The organism is Gilliamella sp. BG2 (assembly GCF_046635645.1).
GTDB classification, from domain to species: Bacteria; Pseudomonadota; Gammaproteobacteria; order Enterobacterales; family Orbaceae; genus Gilliamella; species Gilliamella bombi.
Window position 1 is genome coordinate 142,897 of sequence record NZ_JBIDFF010000002.1, and the last position, 17,161, is coordinate 160,057.

The 17,161-nt window shown below is 34.6% G+C and carries 15 protein-coding genes; 11 read left to right on the forward strand and 4 right to left on the reverse strand.

The window, feature by feature from the left end; all coding sequences use genetic code 11:
* Positions 1-30 precede the first annotated feature (30 nt).
* On the reverse strand, positions 31-1,041 hold the full coding sequence (gene murB, locus ACGH6Q_RS01705) for a UDP-N-acetylmuramate dehydrogenase (protein WP_085165700.1): 1,011 nt from the start codon (positions 1,039-1,041) through the stop codon (positions 31-33).
* 767 nt (positions 1,042-1,808) lie between these two features.
* On the opposite strand from murB, the gene ACGH6Q_RS01710 reads away from it, so the two are divergent.
* Positions 1,809-2,552 carry a YebC/PmpR family DNA-binding transcriptional regulator gene (locus ACGH6Q_RS01710; RefSeq protein WP_411591590.1) on the forward strand — a complete coding sequence of 248 codons (744 nt, stop codon included), beginning with the start codon at positions 1,809-1,811 and terminating at the stop codon, positions 2,550-2,552.
* Positions 2,552-3,040: a crossover junction endodeoxyribonuclease RuvC gene (gene ruvC / locus ACGH6Q_RS01715; protein ID WP_034914152.1), complete on the forward strand. Its 489-nt coding sequence runs from the start codon at positions 2,552-2,554 to the stop codon at positions 3,038-3,040. The genes ACGH6Q_RS01710 and ruvC overlap by 1 nt, the downstream gene beginning before the upstream one ends.
* Before the next feature lie 163 nt (positions 3,041-3,203).
* On the opposite strand, the gene ACGH6Q_RS01720 is transcribed toward ruvC, so the two are convergent.
* Both ACGH6Q_RS01720 and ACGH6Q_RS01725 read right to left on the reverse strand, forming a co-directional pair.
* Positions 3,204-6,398: an efflux RND transporter permease subunit gene (locus tag ACGH6Q_RS01720; RefSeq protein WP_065589296.1), complete on the reverse strand. Its 3,195-nt coding sequence runs from the start codon at positions 6,396-6,398 to the stop codon at positions 3,204-3,206.
* Positions 6,399-6,416: 18 nt separating this feature from the next.
* A complete protein-coding gene (locus tag ACGH6Q_RS01725) occupies positions 6,417-7,625 on the reverse strand; it encodes an efflux RND transporter periplasmic adaptor subunit (protein WP_065575602.1) in 1,209 nt (402 codons plus the stop codon).
* A gap of 409 nt (positions 7,626-8,034) precedes the next feature.
* On the opposite strand from ACGH6Q_RS01725, the gene zipA reads away from it, so the two are divergent.
* From zipA to ACGH6Q_RS01745, 4 genes are all read left to right on the forward strand, one after another.
* Positions 8,035-8,949: a cell division protein ZipA gene (gene zipA, locus ACGH6Q_RS01730; RefSeq protein ID WP_174799441.1), complete on the forward strand. Its 915-nt coding sequence runs from the start codon at positions 8,035-8,037 to the stop codon at positions 8,947-8,949.
* A gap of 119 nt (positions 8,950-9,068) precedes the next feature.
* Positions 9,069-11,147, forward strand: a complete 2,079-nt coding sequence (ligA, locus tag ACGH6Q_RS01735) for an NAD-dependent DNA ligase LigA (RefSeq protein WP_296300922.1) — start codon at positions 9,069-9,071, stop codon at positions 11,145-11,147.
* A gap of 70 nt (positions 11,148-11,217) precedes the next feature.
* On the forward strand, positions 11,218-11,736 hold the full coding sequence (gene luxS / locus ACGH6Q_RS01740; RefSeq protein WP_296300923.1) for an S-ribosylhomocysteine lyase: 519 nt from the start codon (positions 11,218-11,220) through the stop codon (positions 11,734-11,736).
* Between the two features lie 9 nt (positions 11,737-11,745).
* Entirely contained in the window at positions 11,746-11,934 is a 189-nt protein-coding gene (locus ACGH6Q_RS01745; protein WP_085165713.1) for a 2-hydroxymuconate tautomerase, read from the forward strand.
* A gap of 180 nt (positions 11,935-12,114) precedes the next feature.
* Here the strand turns inward: ACGH6Q_RS01745 and ribA are convergent, their stop codons facing one another.
* Positions 12,115-12,726, reverse strand: coding sequence for a GTP cyclohydrolase II (ribA, locus tag ACGH6Q_RS01750; RefSeq protein ID WP_034914165.1), 612 nt, complete (start codon positions 12,724-12,726; stop codon positions 12,115-12,117).
* A gap of 106 nt (positions 12,727-12,832) precedes the next feature.
* Here ribA and ACGH6Q_RS01755 point away from each other — a divergent pair, with 106 nt between their 5' ends.
* The 5 genes from ACGH6Q_RS01755 (at position 12,833) to ACGH6Q_RS01775 (ending at position 17,112) form a co-directional block, all read left to right on the forward strand.
* The gene (locus ACGH6Q_RS01755; protein WP_065589301.1) at positions 12,833-13,552 is read left to right on the forward strand and encodes a phosphatase PAP2 family protein; all 720 of its coding nucleotides are present in this window, start codon (positions 12,833-12,835) and stop codon (positions 13,550-13,552) included.
* Between the two features lie 162 nt (positions 13,553-13,714).
* Positions 13,715-14,020 carry a LapA family protein gene (locus ACGH6Q_RS01760; protein ID WP_411591592.1) on the forward strand — a complete coding sequence of 102 codons (306 nt, stop codon included), beginning with the start codon at positions 13,715-13,717 and terminating at the stop codon, positions 14,018-14,020.
* 12 nt (positions 14,021-14,032) lie between these two features.
* On the forward strand, positions 14,033-15,202 hold the full coding sequence (lapB, locus tag ACGH6Q_RS01765) for a lipopolysaccharide assembly protein LapB (RefSeq protein WP_065589302.1): 1,170 nt from the start codon (positions 14,033-14,035) through the stop codon (positions 15,200-15,202).
* A gap of 22 nt (positions 15,203-15,224) precedes the next feature.
* Complete coding sequence (locus ACGH6Q_RS01770) at positions 15,225-16,010, forward strand: YchF/TatD family DNA exonuclease (protein ID WP_296318172.1); 786 nt, start codon at positions 15,225-15,227, stop codon at positions 16,008-16,010.
* Positions 16,000-17,112, forward strand: a complete 1,113-nt coding sequence (locus ACGH6Q_RS01775) for a JmjC domain-containing protein (RefSeq protein ID WP_411591595.1) — start codon at positions 16,000-16,002, stop codon at positions 17,110-17,112. Before ACGH6Q_RS01770 ends, ACGH6Q_RS01775 begins: the two co-directional genes overlap by 11 nt.
* Positions 17,113-17,161: the final 49 nt, after the last annotated feature.

Genomic DNA, 17,161 nt, shown 5'->3' on the forward strand with positions numbered 1-17,161 from the left:
AATTTGCGGGCAATTATAATTTGGTGCTAATTATAAATAATTGTCTGCATCTATTTCGCCTGAGTTGCCGATAAATCGGATTTCGGGTGATAAATTCACCGAGAATTTTTGTAATACACATTTTTTTATATATCGAGCTAATTCAACCACATCCTGTGCTGTTGCTTGGTCTTTATTAACTAAAACCAATGCTTGTTGTTGATGCACAGCCGCTCCACCTATTTGGTAGCCTTTAAGACCACACTGATCAATAAGCCAACCTGCGGCTAATTTTGTTTGATGATTAGCTTGTGGATATATTGGCATGTTTGGATAAATTTCAAGTAGCTTGTCCGCCACAATTTTATCGATCACAGGGTTTTTAAAAAAACTTCCACCATTGCCTAAAACCTTTGGATCTGGCAATTTACTACAACGAATTTCGCACACTTTATCAAATATCATTTTTGCAGTAACAATTTTGGGATCAAAGTTTCGCAATTCCCCATAAGTTAAAACTGGCTGCCACTGTTTTGGTAATTTTATACCAACATTGATAACAGCATAACCTTGCAAATACGCTTTTTTGAAGATACTTTCACGATATCCATATTGGCCATCAGTTACAGTGATGATTTTGCCTGTAGCTAGTTCAAGTAGCTCCACATAATCAGCAACTTTTTGAAACTCAACACCATAAGCACCAATGTTTTGAATCGGTGCCGAACCTACACATCCAGGAATTAATGCTAGATTTTCAAGTCCTGGTATGTTCTGCTTGATTGTTGTTGATACTAGATCATGCCAAGTTTCACCAGCACCAACTTTTAAATGCCATGCTTGTTCTGTTTCGCTAATGGTAATACCTTTGATACGATTAACAATAATAATACCATCAAAATCACAGGTAAAAAGAGTGTTACTACCTTCGCCAATAATCATAATTGGTAAATTTTGGTAGTTATCTTGCCAAACTTGTTGTAATTGTTCGGGACTGGTTACAGTAACAACGTTTTGCGCAAAAACAGTTAAACCAAATGTATTAGGAATTTTTTGTTTCATTGATAACTACCTTTAATTTTTGGTGAAAATAGATGCCCGAAAATCAATCAATTTCTTAGGTTATTTTTATAGTTTGGGATCTATCGTATTTAATGTTTATATTACCACATTGGTTAGGAGCTGTTGATCTTTTGTATTAATCATAAGCATCCTTTACATTCTTAGTCACATCATGCAATGTACTAATGCAATCATACTGATATAATTTCTTGCCAACTTATTGTAACGTGTTACTACATTCAATAATGTTTCATTTTTCAGTGATTATCTGTTAACAACCTCCAGAGCATAACAAATTGTTATTATTAGCATTTTGACAAAATTATATTATAACATCATCTTTAATAGCGTCTTTCTATTTTCTTTTATTGAAAGAGCAATTTCTTTTAGCTGTATTTGATATTTTAATTCATTGTTAGACGTGGCAAAGTGCTTAAAATGCAAGTGTTCAGTATACCTAATATGTAGAAAGACGCCTTATCCGTTTTTAAATGTTTGCTAAATAGGTAACAATTATTTTTTCTTGATGATATAGGAGTCATATCGGATATTTGTGATACGAGGTTAGTGCTTTTTTATGTATATTTATTATAGTAGCTTTTCTAACAACTGTGAACAACATGATTTCTACATATAAATAAAAATTAAATCATTCCTAATAAAGAATAATTTACAGAACATAAAAACTTATCGGTATATTAGTAATGAATTTTAAGTAAATGTTTGCTAAAATATAGCGATTTTTTAATTATTATCTGGAGAATTTTATGGCAGGTCATAGTAAATGGGCCAATACGAAACACCGTAAAGCTGCACAAGATGCAAAACGGGGTAAAATCTTTACCAAAATTATTCGTGAGTTAGTAACTGCGGCAAAATTGAGTGGTGGCGATCCAGCGTCAAATCCTCGATTACGAGCTGCAATGGATAAAGCGTTATCTAATAATATGACCCGTGATACCATGAACCGAGCTGTTGCGCGGGGTGTTGGTGGGGAAGATGATAGCAACATGGAAACAATTATCTATGAAGGTTATGGACCTGCTGGCACAGCTGTAATGGTTGAATGCTTGAGTGATAATCGTAATCGAACTGTGTCCGAAGTACGCCATGCATTTACAAAAACAGGTGGTAACTTAGGTACTGATGGTTCAGTTTCATATTTGTTCACTAAAAAAGGCGTTATTTCATACCCAGCTGGTACTGATGAAGACCAAGTTATGGATGCAGCGCTTGAAGCAGGGGCAGACGACGTTGTGACTTATGATGACGGCGCGATTGACGTATTTACTACACCAGAATCATTTGGTGAAGTAAAAGATGCGCTTGATGCTGCAGGGCTAGTTGCCGAAGCCGCTGAAGTATCAATGATTCCAGCAACAAAAGTCGATCTTGATATTGAATCTGCACCAAAATTATTACGTTTAATTGATATGCTTGAAGATTGTGATGATGTTCAAGAAGTTTATCATAATGGTGAAGTTTCTGACGAGGTTGCTGCAACGCTCTAATGGCCATTATTCTTGGCATCGATCCAGGATCTCGTTTGACGGGTTACGGCGTAATCCATCAAACGGGACGACAACTTACCTACCTTGGTAGTGGATGTATCCGTACTGCTGTTGATGATTTACCTACTCGTTTAAAACGAGTATACGCCGGTGTTAGTGAAATTATTTTACAATTCCAACCTGATATGTTTGCTATTGAACAAGTTTTTATGGCTCATAATGCCGATTCCGCATTAAAGTTAGGTCAAGCAAGGGGAGCTGCAATTGTTGCTGCTGTAAATAATAATTTACCTGTTTTTGAATACGCAGCTCGTTTAGTTAAGCAGAGTGTAGTAGGAACAGGCGCAGCCGATAAAAAGCAAGTACAACATATGGTCAAATTATTATTAAAGTTACCAGCTAGCCCTCAGGCTGATGCCGCTGATGCTTTAGCTATAGCAATTACCCACGCCCATACCAGTCAGCAGTTACTAAAGCATCGCAAGTAAATATAACAAAATTCAATTTACGTATACGCAACTATATAAATAAAAAATGCGCCAAAAAACGGCGCATTTCGTTATTTTAATAGCTCGCTTAAGTTATATATGACCTATAGAACTATACATCAAGGCCATATATGTACCAAAACTAGCTATTTAGTTATTGCTTTTAAGAACGGTTAACAGGTAACACTGCTTTATTTTTATGTTTTGTAAATAGTTTTGTTACAAATAAAAAGAACAAGGGAACATAAAATATTGCTAAAAATGTTGCTGTCAACATACCACCAATTACACCAGTACCTACCGCATTTTGGCTAGCGGAACCAGCACCGCTATTTAATGCTAGCGGTAACACCCCTAAAATAAAGGCAAACGAAGTCATTAAAATCGGGCGTAGGCGAAGGCGACAAGCTTCAAGTGTAGCATCAATCAATGATTTACCCTCTTTTTCCAAGGCATCTTTGGCAAATTCTACAATCAATATAGCATTTTTAGCAGATAACCCCATTGTCGTTAATAGTCCTACAATAAAGTAAATATCGTTATCAAGCCCTCTAAACATAGTTGCAAATACTGTACCTAAAATCCCAAGAGGAATAACAAATAAGATCGAAATTGGCACTGTCCAACTTTCATACAATGCAGCTAATGATAAAAACACAACAATAATCGAAATAATATAAAGTGTTGTTGTTTGTGATCCTGTCTGACGTTCTTGATAAGATATACCTGTCCAGTCAAAAGTAAATCCTTTTGGCAAATTTTGGGACAACTCTTCCATCACAGCCATTGCTTGTCCAGAGCTTAGACCTGGAGCGGCTGAACCGCTTATCTCCATTGCTGCCACACCATCATAACGAACCAGTGAAGGAGAACCATAAGTTTTTGTCGTAGTAGCAAATGCATCATATGGAACCATCTCACCATTTTTATTTTTAACATGCCAATAGCTAAAATCATCTGGTAGCATACGATATGGTGCATCAGATTGTAAGTATACTTTTTTAACTCGGTTATTATAAACAAAATCGTCAATATAAGCAGAACCTAAAGCTGTGGACAATACAGTATTTACTGAATTTACCGAAACGCCCAGTGCTTGTGCTGCTTCAAAATCAACATTAATTTTGTACTGTGGAACATCTAGCATACTTCCCGGTCTAACTTGTTGCAGTTTAGGATGAAGAGAAGCTTGACCCAACATTTGGAAAAATGCACCTACCAAAGCATCATGACCATAACTAGCCGTATCTTTCAGCACATAAGAAAAACCATTAGCCATACCTAATGCTGGAACAGCTGGTAAGTTGGTAACAATTACCCTCCCCTCGGTTATAGTAGAAGCAAATCCCCAACCGCTAGCGACTAAAGCATTAACTTTTTGATCAGCGCGTTTACGTTGTTCCCAATTTTTTAATCGAACAAAGCCTAGCCCCATATTTTGCCCACGACCAACCATACTAAATCCAGCTACAGTAAATATTTCCTCAACTGAATCAGCTTTTTGCTCAGTATAAAATTTTGCCGTTTTATTTAAAACTGACATAGTTTGCTCTAAAGTTGATCCTGGCGGTAGCTCAACCATAACTAAAAGCACACCCTGATCTTCATTAGGTAAAAAACCAGTAGGTAACCGATTAAAACCAAAGATTAATCCAACTAGAATTAAAGCATAACAAACAAAAGCTATTAATGGATAACGAACAACTTTTATTACACCTTTTTCATAATGGCGTAAACTTTTTTCATAGAACTCGTTAAACCATTTAAAGAATTTTTTTGTGCCAACAGAACACCAACTAAATAGTGATATAGATTCTAACTTTTCAACTAATGAATTTCTTTTTAATTTACTTTTAGATGGTGCTTTTAAAATTTGAACACAAAGTGCTGGAGTTAATACGATTGCCATCAATACTGATAATGCCATTGCTGTTACAATGGTAATTGAAAATTGGCGGTAAATTCCACCCGCTGCACCTCCATAAAACGCCATAGGAACGAATACTGCAGATAACACGACTGCAATACCAACCAACGCTGAAGTAATTTGTTCCATCGATTTAACGGTTGCATCATAAGGTGATAAACCTTCATCATGCATAATACGTTCAACGTTCTCAATAACAACTATTGCATCATCTACCAACAAGCCTATGGCAAGCACCATTGCAAACATAGATAATGTATTAATCGTAAACCCACAGATATACAAAACAGCAAAAGTTCCTAGCAATACCACAGGTACGGTAATCGTAGGTATAAGTGTCGAACGAAGATTTTGTAAAAAGACATACATTACAATAACAACTAAAATAATAGCTTCAATCAATGTATGTACTACGTTATTAATTGATAATTTTACAAATGGTGTTGTGTCATATGGATAAGCATAGTGAATATCTTCAGGAAAGATTTTTGATAATTCAGCTAATTTTTTATCTACCTGATCAGAAGTTTCTAATTGGTTAGCTCCTGTTGCCAAATAAATACCAAGACCTGCAGATGCTTTACCATCATAATAAGAAATAAAGTTATAATCAGACGCACCAATTTCAACCGTTGCTATATCTTTTAATAAAAGATTAGAACCATCTGTATTTACACGCACTAAAATATTTTGGAATTGTTCGGGTGTTTTTAAACGTGATTGAGCAGTAATTGTCGCATTGAGTTCTTGTCCATCTGTTGATGGTAAGGCACCTAATTGCCCTGCTGTTACTTGCGCATTTTGTGCTTGAATAGCCGCAATGATTTCTTCAATTGATAAATTAAAATAGGTCAATTTATTTGGATCAAGCCAAATACGCATTGCATATTCAGAACCAAACAATTGAGTATCACCTACACCCTGTACACGTCTAATCTGATCTTGCACTGTTGAATAAACAAAATCAGCAATATCAGCTTGTGTTTTTTTAGGATTTGTTGAATAAAAACCCACAACCTTTAAAAAGTTGGTGTTATTTTTTGCAACAGAAACACCATTTTTTTGCACACTTTCTGGTAGCCTTGATTTAATACTCTCTACTTTATTTAACACTTGTACTTGAGCAAAATCGGGATTAGTTCCAGGAGCAAAGGTTAACGTCGTTTGAACAACACCTTGTGCACTACTGGTTGATTTCATATAAATTAGATTATCCAATCCAGTTAAATTCTGCTCAATCAACTGAGTAACAGTATTTTCGATGGTCTGTGCATCGGCACCTGGGTAAACAGCACTAACAGTTACAGCAGGAGGGGCAATGTCAGGGTACTGCTCAACAGCTAGTAGCTTTATACATAAAGCACCTCCTAGCATCATCATGATAGCAATTACCCATGCAAAAACAGGTCTATCAATAAAAAACTTAGCCATAATTCACCTACTCCTGTTTTATTTCATACTGTTTTTTATGATACTGTCTAATTGTTCTTGTGAAAGTGTATTAGGATCCCCGACTTTTTCTACTTTCATAGGTGGAGCATCTTTTTGAGGGTTTTCAACAGAAGTTAAATTAAGTAATCCAGTAATAATAACCTCTTCACCAATGTTAATTCCCTTTGTTACAACCCAATAACCACCAACTCCTGTGTATACTTGAATATCTTGCCGATACTCTACTGTATTATCAGGTTTCAAAATTTTTGCAGTATATTGCCCCAACTTATTGCTGGTAATTCCTTGCTGTGGAACAAGCACTGCATTTTTGATATAGCCTAATGTCAACTGAGGCTTAACAAACATGCCAGGTAAAATTTTCCCTTCACTATTTGTAAATTGTGACCGCAAAGTTACTGTACCCGTTGTTTCATTTACAGTCATATCAGAAAATTTTACACTACCTGGATAAGCGTATTTAGAACCATCATTGAAGTATAATTCGACATTATTACCTTTTACTGGTTCATAAATTACGTTTTCATCCTGAATATATTTATTATAACGAGTAGCCGCTTCTGTCATATCGACATAAATTGGGTCTAGTTGTTGAACTAGTGCAAGTGGTGTCGATTGACCTGCCGACACTAATGCCCCTTCAGTCACACTTGATTTACCTATATACCCATCAATTGGTGAATACACTTTTGTATATTCTAAATTGACTTTAGCTGTATGCTCAGCTGCTTGTGCAACTAATACTGCAGCTTCAGCCTGTTTAGCATCTGCAGCTGCTTTATCGTAATTTTGTTGGCTGATTGATTTAGTATTTAATAATCCAGCGTAACGCTTAAGAGTAAGTTGAGCAATATTTGCATTCGCTTTAGCGCTAGCAACACTTGCTACCGCACTATCATAATTAGCTTGATAAATAGCTGGATCTATTTGATAAAGAGATTGTCCGGCCTTAACATTCGAACTTTCATCAAACTCGCGTTTTAAGACGATACCACCTACTTGAGGCCTAATTTCAGCAATTTGAGATGCAACAACCCTACCTGGTAAACCAATTTTTAATGTGTAATTCAATGGTTCCACTTTAAATACAGTTACCTTCGGTAATTTATTATTACCATTTTTTGAATTGCCATTATCACAACTTGTTAATAAAAGTAGGCTAGCACACGCCACAGGCAAGGCTAATAATAGCTTGTTAAATCTCATATAAAAATGACCTCAGTAAACTTAATAATTATTTTAATTTTTAATAATTGATCTTAGTTAAAAGTAATCGGCGATTTTACAAAAAATATGCATAGATTGTAAGTATCTTTACAAGTTAATAGCACAGAGTTCTAAAAAATAGCTAGTTAGATTATGATACTAAAAAAAGTATTGCTAATTAGGATTATTGCTAGAAATAAAGTAATATAGAGTAATTGATTTTTTGTGCTATAAAGTATCTTAAATAAAATGTTATACTACAAATATCAAATATGGTTGCTTTAATGAATATTAATTCATATTGCTAATAAAGAATAAAAAATTTACATTACTGTACTCCGCAATCACTTTTTCAAAAGATGATTGAATAATTTGAGTCTATATTTAATTTAATACAGAGATGGTTATTATGGATAATTTACGTATTGTTCTAGTTGTTGTTGCATCCTTGGTCATTATTGCATTGCTCATCCATGGGTTTTGGATCAATAAAAAAGAACGTTCTTCGCTTTTTAGTTCAAATAAAAAAGGAAAATTTGAAAAAAATACTCAACAATATCAAAACTATTCTATGAATGACATAGAAGAAGATGATGATGTTATCTTACTCAAACCTAAAACAACAAAAAGCAGTGAAACCGTTGAAAACGATGTAATTATTAATGAACTCACAAAAGAGCAAGAAAAAATACCTCAACAAGAAGATTTATTTGTTGATAATGACGACAAACAAGAGATTAATGCTGAAACAACAAAAGAACCAGCTATCAATGTTGAACTTGATCTTTTTGAAGATGAACAACACCCTGATTTAATTCTTACAACGAAAGAAAAACCATCAGATACTAATAATGAAATTAACCATAACGAAGAACCCAAAAAAATAAATATTGACACTGAACAATCCACAACCGAAATTATTGTATTAAATATCACAGGCATTAACGGGAAATTATTACAAGGTGATGTGTTACTCGCTAGCATTATGCAATCTGGTTTTCAGTTCGGTGATATGAGAATTTTTCACCGCCATGTAGATCCTGCGGGTAATGGAGCAATATTATTTAGTTTAGCCAATATGGTGACACCTGGATATTTGGATCCCGATACAATGTATGAATTTACCACACCTGGTGTGTCTATTTTTATGGTTGCGCCTACAGAGGGTAACAATCAACAAAACTTCAAATTAATGTTGCAAACAGCACAACGCATAGCTGACGATGTCAACGGTGTAGTATTAGATGATGAACATCATATGCTAACCCCTCAAAAAATAGACAGTTATAAAGAACGTATTAAAAAGGTCAGTAACGAAATTTAACCGTAGTCTTTTCAGCAAATCTTTTAAAAAATTCCACCAACTTGAATTGGTGGATAAAAATGAATATAACCTATTTATAATATTTTCCCAAACCTTCGTTTTAATAAGAGCATATAATCATGTCGCTACATAATGAAACAAAAAATTCAGTAAGTACACCTGAATTGAATAAAGACATAGCGAAGCAATTGACTTCACTACGCAACCTAATTAGACATCATGAATACTGTTATTATGTCCTTGATACACCAGAAATTCCCGATGTTGAATATGATAAATTAATAAAGCAACTACAAACATTAGAACAGCAAAACCCAGATCTTATTACTTCCGACTCACCAACCCAACGAGTTGGTGGTTCCCCATTAGCCCAATTTGCATCAATTAAACATGAAATACCTATGCTATCACTAGATAATGTCTTTGATGATGCTAGTTTTATTGCATTTAACAAGCGAGTTAAAGATCGTCTTCATTTAAACGATGCTGAACAGGTTGAATATTGTTGTGAGCTCAAACTTGACGGACTTGCTGTCAGTCTTCTTTATGAAAATGGTCGTTTTTTACAAGCAGCAACACGAGGAGATGGTACAACAGGAGAAGACATAACAGCCAATGTAAAGACTATCAAAACAATTCCACTAGTTCTAAGAGGCGATAACATCCCTTCTAGATTAGAAGTTCGAGGAGAAGTCTTTATGACACATAAAGGCTTCGAAAAACTCAACGCAGATGCAGAAAAGCATAACGAAAGAGTATTTGCCAATCCACGTAATGCAGCCGCTGGTTCATTAAGACAATTAGATCCTAAAATTACAGCAAAAAGACCATTAGCATTTTTTTGTTATGGTGTTGGTATTGTCGAAGGTACCACATTACCTGACACTCATTACGATCGTTTAATGCAATTTAAAGCTTGGGGGTTACCAGTTAGTAATAAAGTACAAAAACGCCAAGGGGTGCAAGCCGCTCTAGATTATTTTAAACTAATTGGTGAACAGCGTATGTCATTAGATTTTGATATCGATGGTGTAGTAATTAAAGTTAATAGTATTGAACTACAAAATCAGCTTGGATTTGTTGCTCGAGCACCAAGATGGGCCACAGCATTTAAATATCCGGCTCAAGAAGAAATTACAAAATTAAATAAAGTAGACTTTCAAGTTGGGCGAACAGGTGCAATTACTCCTGTAGCAAGGCTTGAACCTGTATCAGTTGCTGGCGTTATTGTGAGCAATGCGACATTACATAATAGCGATGAAATAATCCGATTAGGTATCCGTGAGGGTGACTATGTAACAATACGCCGAGCTGGTGACGTTATTCCTAAAATAGTAGCCGTCATAGTAGATAGAAGACCCGCCGACACAAAAGAAATCATCTTTCCGACACACTGCCCTATTTGTGGCTCGCAAATAGTTCGAGACGAAGGTGCAGCGATATCACGCTGTGCTGGAGGTTTGATTTGCCCTGCACAACGAAAAGAAGCCTTAAAGCATTTTGTTTCACGGCGAGCAATGAATGTTGATGGTATGGGCGAAAAAATTATTGAACAACTGGTTGATAAAGAATATGTCAAAACACCTGCAGATTTATATAAACTAAATCTACCAACACTATGTAGTTTAGATAAAATTGGGGAAAAATCTGCCAATAACTTATTAAATGCACTAGAATTATCTAAAAATACTACATTAAGCCGCTTTATATTTGCGCTTGGAATCCCGAATGTTGGTGAAGTTACTGCCGAAAATCTTGTTAACCAACTTGGTAGTTTATCAGCAATTGAGAATGCCTCACTAGAAAAACTACAATCAGTAAACGAAATTGGTGCCGTCATTGCAGAAAGCATTATTGACTTTTTTCAAGAACCACATAATCGCAATGTAATTGAACAACTAACCAGTAATGAAGTAGGCATTCACTGGCAAGATGTCATTCCACAGGTACAAGAGATCGCCATTAACTCACCTTTTTCAGGAAAAACTGTAGTATTAACTGGTACATTGTCGGTTTTAACACGAGATGAAGCCAAAGATAAATTAAAGCAACTAGGAGCCAAAGTAACAGGCAGTGTTTCGAAAAACACTGATCTAGTGATTGCAGGAGAAGCAGCAGGCTCTAAACTTAATAAGGCTCAAGAACTAGGAATAAAAGTTATTGATGAGCAAGAATTAATAAATTTACTTGATCAGTAAATATCAAATCTACTGGTACTTATTAGTAAATTGATTAGAATAACAATTATCAAATAACAAGGAGGACATTATGCCTTTATTAGACAGTTTTAAAGTTGATCACACAAAAATGAAAGCACCCTTTGTACGAATTGCAAAAACAATGGTGACCCCAAAAGGTGACAGCATTACTGTGTTTGATCTACGCTTTACCATTCCAAATAAAAATAACCTTCCAGAAAAAGGAATTCATACATTAGAACATTTATTTGCTGGTTTTATGCGCGATCATCTTAACAGTGATAAAGTTGAAATAATCGATATTTCACCAATGGGATGTCGTACAGGCTTTTATATGAGCTTAATTGGTAATCCTAATGAGGCATTAGTTGTCGATGCATGGCTAAAATCAATGCATAACGTATTAAATGTTAAATCACAAAATCAGATTCCTGAATTGAATGAGTATCAATGTGGTACCTATAAAATGCACTCATTAGATGAAGCTAAGGCCATTGCTGAGCAAATTATAAAATCTGGCATTAGCATATGCCATAATGATGAAATCGCATTAACTGATGAACAACTTGCCCAAATTAATAATCACTAGGAGGTATCTATGCCTAATGTCGTTATAGACTTTTTAGAAGGTCGCACTGTAGAGCAAAAAAGAGAAATGGCAAAACGGGTAACTAATGCCATCGTTGAAACCCTTAACTGTAAACCAGAAGCAGTACAAATCATAATGCACGAATTATCTAAAGATCAGATTGCTAATGGTGGTGTGCTACGCAGCGATAAAAATTGATTTTAAAGGTGCCAAACAATTGACAATTATCACATAAACCTAAATTAAAATTTTTCTCTTATTATCAAGTAATAAAAACTCAAAATAATATTTTCTATTTTGAGTTTTTATTTAAACATTTTTACTATTTTGGATAAATTCAATTACAAACCAATAAGTTCTCTTAGTTAACTTAAATTTTTAGTGATTGCAATTATAGTGATGCAAATGAAGTAAGTGTCCCATTTTATTTGCTTTTGTTTCTAGATAATGCTCATTGTTTGGATTTCCACCAACTTCCAATGGCACCCGTTGTATAATTTTAATTCCTGATTGTTCAAGCACTCGTATTTTCTCGGGATTGTTGGTTAATAAGCGAATTTGTGATACACCTAATAAAGTTAGCATATCTGCGCATAGAGTGAAATCGCGTTCGTCTGCTGCAAACCCCAATTGCTCATTAGCTTCAACCGTATCCAAGCCTTGATCTTGTAGCGCATAAGCTCTGATTTTATTCAATAAACCAATATTGCGTCCTTCTTGCCGGTGATAAATTAAAATCCCTTTACCCTCCTTTGCAATTTGTTTTAAGGCTGCTTCTAACTGAAAACCACAATCACAGCGTAAGCTAAAAAGCGCATCGCCTGTTAAGCATTCAGAATGAATTCTTGTGAGAACTGGTGTATCGCCAGATATATCACCAAATACTAATGCGGCATGATCCTTTTTTGTTGCAATTTCTTCAAATCCAACAATAATGAAACACCCCCAAGGCGTCGGCAATTTCGCTTGTGCAACACGTTTTAATTGCATTATTATCTCCGTTTTCAATAACGATAAATAAGATTTTATAAAAATAAATTTATCTTCTATGCTAAAATATTAAGCAAAAGCAATTTATACTTAATTGAGTTTATAAATGAGGTTAGTAATAAAAAAAACAATAGTCTTATTGGCTATTTTCTTAGCTGTTCCTTTTACTATTATAGCCATAAATTGGCATTGGCAACCAGCAACCTTAAATAATACATCTAAATGTTTATTTTTAATAACTGAAACAGCAAGTTTTCCTTGGGGAATTATCACCTCAACAATTTTATTCATTGTATTTTGTCTGCTATTACCCCAAAAAACAAAAAAAAGAATCATATTATTATGGTTACTTCTTGTTAGCGCAATATTAAGTGGGCAAATAATTAAAAGCCTTTTAAAATCACAAACCGCTGAATCACGGCCTTATGTACTTTGGATGGCTCAGGAATATAATATTAGTGATCAACAATTTTATTCGAAATCAGGTTCAGAAAGAAAAAAAATTATTCATCAATTATTTAACAATTCATCAACAATCCCTAGTTGGTTATCAGGCCACTGGCAAAATGAAACGGGATATGCTTTTCCTTCTGGGCATACCTTGTTAGCTGTAACTTGGGCACTATTGGCCTTAATATTACTAAAATTTAGACAGCATTATGTGATAGTATCTTCTATCATTATTTGGTCAATATTAATTGAATTAAGCCGGTTATTATTAGGCATGCATAGTCCTATTGATCTAATAACAAGTATATTAATCGCATGGATAATCTCATTAATTTGCTATTTTTATGCTAGAAAATGGCATATAGTAGACAAATGATTATTAAATATTTTGAGAAAGTGACATTTACAACAAACAATATTATTTTTAGGCAATACAGTTAATAATCTAACTAGCCAAATGCAAAAAGAAATTATAAGAATAGAAGAGTATAATAAACGAAAGAGTCTAACTAAAACAAAAAAAAGAAAGGTCAACATTATGAAATTTGTTATATCAATTTTATTGATAATTATCATCTTTGCCATCTCAATAGCAATAGGTTCGGCTAATGATCAAATAGTAACATTCAATTATTTGGTGGCTAAAACTGAAACCCGCTTATCAGTCTTATTAGCTATTTTATTTGGTTCGGGGTTTATTGTTGGTTGGATATTAACCGGCATTTTCTTTCTAAAATCTAAATTACAGCACTCATCAACAAAACGTAAACTAAATAAATTACAAAAAAAATATGATGAAGGCATGACTAATAATCTGCAAATAAACACAACTAAAACTAATTAAGAATAGGTTACTATGTTTGAACTGTTATTTTTGTTACTTCCTATTGCCGCCGCATACGGTTGGTATATGGGTGACAGAAATGCAAAACAGAAACATCTAAATCAATCTAATCGGCTATCTCGTGAATATGTTGATGGTTTGAATTTTCTTTTATCAAATCAAAAAGACAAAGCTGTCGATCTTTTCTTAGACATGTTAAAAGAAGATGATGGCACACTTGAGGCCCATTTAACATTGGGCAATTTATTTCGCTCTCGAGGCGAAGTTGATCGTGCTATCCGTATTCATCAAGCGCTATTAGAAAGTTCATCTTTAACATTCGAACAGAGACTATTAGCTATTCAACAACTAGGTCGAGATTACATGGTTGCAGGATTTTACGATCGTGCTGAAGAGACATTTTTACAATTAATTGATGAAGAAGACTTTCAACAGCATGCATTACAACAACTTATCATCATATATCAATCAACCAGTGAATGGATAAATGCCATCAACATGGCAACTAAATTGGTCAAACTTGGTAATGTAAAATACAAAACCGATATTGCACAATTTTATTGTGAATTGGCGTCAATAGCGATTGATAATGATGATCTCGATAAAGCCAATAGTCTATTACAAAAATCAGCAATGGCAGACACTAAATGTGCTCGTACTTCACTCATGTTGGGGCAAGTTCTTATGCTACAAAACAAAACTGAGCAAGCTATCAAATCTTTTAAGCAAATATTACTGCAGGACAAAGCTTTTATTGGCGAAGCATTACCTGCATTAAAAGAGTGTTACCTAAAGCTAAATAATCAATATGAATTTCAAGAATTTTTACAAATATGTGTCGATCAAGATACAGGTAATGTTGCTGAATTAATGCTTGCTGATGTTATCGAAAAAGAAAAAGGTCTAGACACCGCACAATACTATATGTATCGAGAATTACTGAAACACCCTAATTTAAAAGGTTTTTATCGATTAATGAACTATCATGTTGCTGATGCAGAACAAGGTAAAGCTAAAGAAAGCCTTTTACTTTTACGCAACATGGTTGGCGAACAAATAAAAGCGGTACCCAATTATCGATGCCAAAAATGTGGATTCACAGTTAACTCACTCTACTGGTTATGCCCTGCTTGCCGTTCATGGTCAACAATAAAACCTGTTCGTGATTTTGAACAACATTAAGATAAATAAAGAAGAGATTTTTATGTTTTTAATTGATTCTCACTGTCATTTAGATAGTTTAGACTTTAGTACTAAATCCATCAAAGATGTTTTACAAGAAGCTATCAACAATAGCGTTAAACATTGCCTAAGCGTGGCAACAACACTATCTGGCTATGAATCGATGAAACATAAGCTTACACCTTATCAAACTCAATGCTCTTTCTCATGTGGGATTCATCCACTTAATCTTGATGACGAAACCTACGATGCTGAACGCTTTCAAACCTTAGCACAAGAAGATAATGTCATTGCCCTTGGTGAAACAGGACTTGATTATTACTACCAACAAGACAACTTAGAACTACAACAAACTATATTTAAAGAACATATCCGATTAGGGCGAAAGCTAAGCAAACCCATTATTGTCCATACACGTAATGCTAAAGAAGACACTTTAAGAATTTTAAAAGAAGAGCATGTCCACTCTGGTGTTTTGCACTGTTTTACAGAAGATATCGAAACAGCAAAACAACTATTGGATCTTGGTTTTTATATTTCCTTTTCAGGGATTATCACCTTTAAAAATGCCGTGGCCTTACGCGAAGTTGCTAAATATGTTCCACTTGATCGTATTTTGGTCGAAACTGACTCACCTTATCTTGCCCCCGTGCCATATCGAGGTAAAGAAAACCAACCAGCGTATGTTCGTGTAGTTGCGCAATATTTATCTGCTTTAAAAGGTGTTTCTTTAGAGGATATAGCCCAAAAAACCACCCATAATTTTTGCCAGTTATTCAATCTTCAAGGAAAATTAAATGAATTATAAATTAACTATTGATTGGGATGATTTTTTAACAAACTATTGGCAAAAAAAACCGGTAATCTTACACAAAGCATTTGTTAATTTTATTGATCCCATAACACCAGACGAACTAGCTGGTTTAGCGATGGAAGAAGAAATTGATAGCCGAATTGTTTCTAATAAAGATGGTGTTTGGGATGCTAAATTCGGACCATTTACTCAATACGATAACTTAGGTGAAGATCATTGGAGTTTGCTAGTACAAGCCGTTGACCATTGGCATGAACAAGCAGCGACCTTACTTAAACCTTTTAAATGCCTTCCACAATGGCAATTTGATGATCTAATGATTTCTTACGCAACCCAAGGCGCTGGAGTTGGACCTCATATTGATAATTATGATGTATTTATTATTCAAGGCATGGGTAGCAGGCGTTGGCAAGTAGGCAATGGCGATCCAAATTATAAACAATTTAATGCACACAAAGCATTATTACATGTCGAAGAATATCAACCAATCATTGACGAAGAGCTCACCACAGGCGACATTCTATATATTCCAACAGGTTGTCCGCATAATGGTATATCCATTGGAGAATCATTAAGTTATTCCGTTGGCTTTATGACACAAACATCACAACAACTATTAAGTAGCTTTGCTGATTATGTCATTGATAACCTACCAATTAGTGTTTATTATCAAGATCCAGATTTAAAGCTACCTAATGATCCCCATCGCGTTCAACCTTATGAACTAACAAAAGCACAAAATCAAATTATCGACCTAATCAAAACGCCTACATTATTTAACGATTGGTTTGGCAAATACATTACTCTACCAATGCACGATCTAAATATTGTACCAGTTGAACCACCATACAATTATGAAGAATTTGAATCATTACTAGAAGCTGGTGCAGAGCTGCACCGTGTACTAAGCATTCGAATCTTTAAAGTAGGTGATTTTGGCTATATTCATGGTGAAAAAATTGACTTACCAATGCCTATTATAGATCTACTTTGTGAAAATGAAACACTTAATTACGAACAGTTGCAGGATAAAAACACACTTAAAGTCATGCTTGATCTTGTCAACAAAGGTTATTGGCACTTTGCTGAAGATTAAATAAATCAACTGCCGATAACAAAATCGGCAGATAAAACGACTGTTTAGG

Excerpts from the sequence above, each read along its gene's own strand:
- murB (WP_085165700.1), bottom strand. The coding sequence starts at position 1,041 with ATGAAACAAAAAATTCCTAATACATTTGGTTTAACTGTTTTTGCGCAA.
- ACGH6Q_RS01710 (WP_411591590.1), top strand. The coding sequence starts at position 1,809 with ATGGCAGGTCATAGTAAATGGGCCAATACGAAACACCGTAAAGCTGCA.
- ruvC (WP_034914152.1), top strand. The coding sequence starts at position 2,552 with ATGGCCATTATTCTTGGCATCGATCCAGGATCTCGTTTGACGGGTTAC.
- ACGH6Q_RS01720 (WP_065589296.1), bottom strand. The coding sequence starts at position 6,398 with ATGGCTAAGTTTTTTATTGATAGACCTGTTTTTGCATGGGTAATTGCT.
- ACGH6Q_RS01725 (WP_065575602.1), bottom strand. The coding sequence starts at position 7,625 with ATGAGATTTAACAAGCTATTATTAGCCTTGCCTGTGGCGTGTGCTAGC.
- zipA (WP_174799441.1), top strand. The coding sequence starts at position 8,035 with ATGGATAATTTACGTATTGTTCTAGTTGTTGTTGCATCCTTGGTCATT.
- ligA (WP_296300922.1), top strand. The coding sequence starts at position 9,069 with ATGTCGCTACATAATGAAACAAAAAATTCAGTAAGTACACCTGAATTG.
- luxS (WP_296300923.1), top strand. The coding sequence starts at position 11,218 with ATGCCTTTATTAGACAGTTTTAAAGTTGATCACACAAAAATGAAAGCA.
- ACGH6Q_RS01745 (WP_085165713.1), top strand. The coding sequence starts at position 11,746 with ATGCCTAATGTCGTTATAGACTTTTTAGAAGGTCGCACTGTAGAGCAA.
- ribA (WP_034914165.1), bottom strand. The coding sequence starts at position 12,726 with ATGCAATTAAAACGTGTTGCACAAGCGAAATTGCCGACGCCTTGGGGG.
- ACGH6Q_RS01755 (WP_065589301.1), top strand. The coding sequence starts at position 12,833 with ATGAGGTTAGTAATAAAAAAAACAATAGTCTTATTGGCTATTTTCTTA.
- ACGH6Q_RS01760 (WP_411591592.1), top strand. The coding sequence starts at position 13,715 with ATGAAATTTGTTATATCAATTTTATTGATAATTATCATCTTTGCCATC.
- lapB (WP_065589302.1), top strand. The coding sequence starts at position 14,033 with ATGTTTGAACTGTTATTTTTGTTACTTCCTATTGCCGCCGCATACGGT.
- ACGH6Q_RS01770 (WP_296318172.1), top strand. The coding sequence starts at position 15,225 with ATGTTTTTAATTGATTCTCACTGTCATTTAGATAGTTTAGACTTTAGT.
- ACGH6Q_RS01775 (WP_411591595.1), top strand. The coding sequence starts at position 16,000 with ATGAATTATAAATTAACTATTGATTGGGATGATTTTTTAACAAACTAT.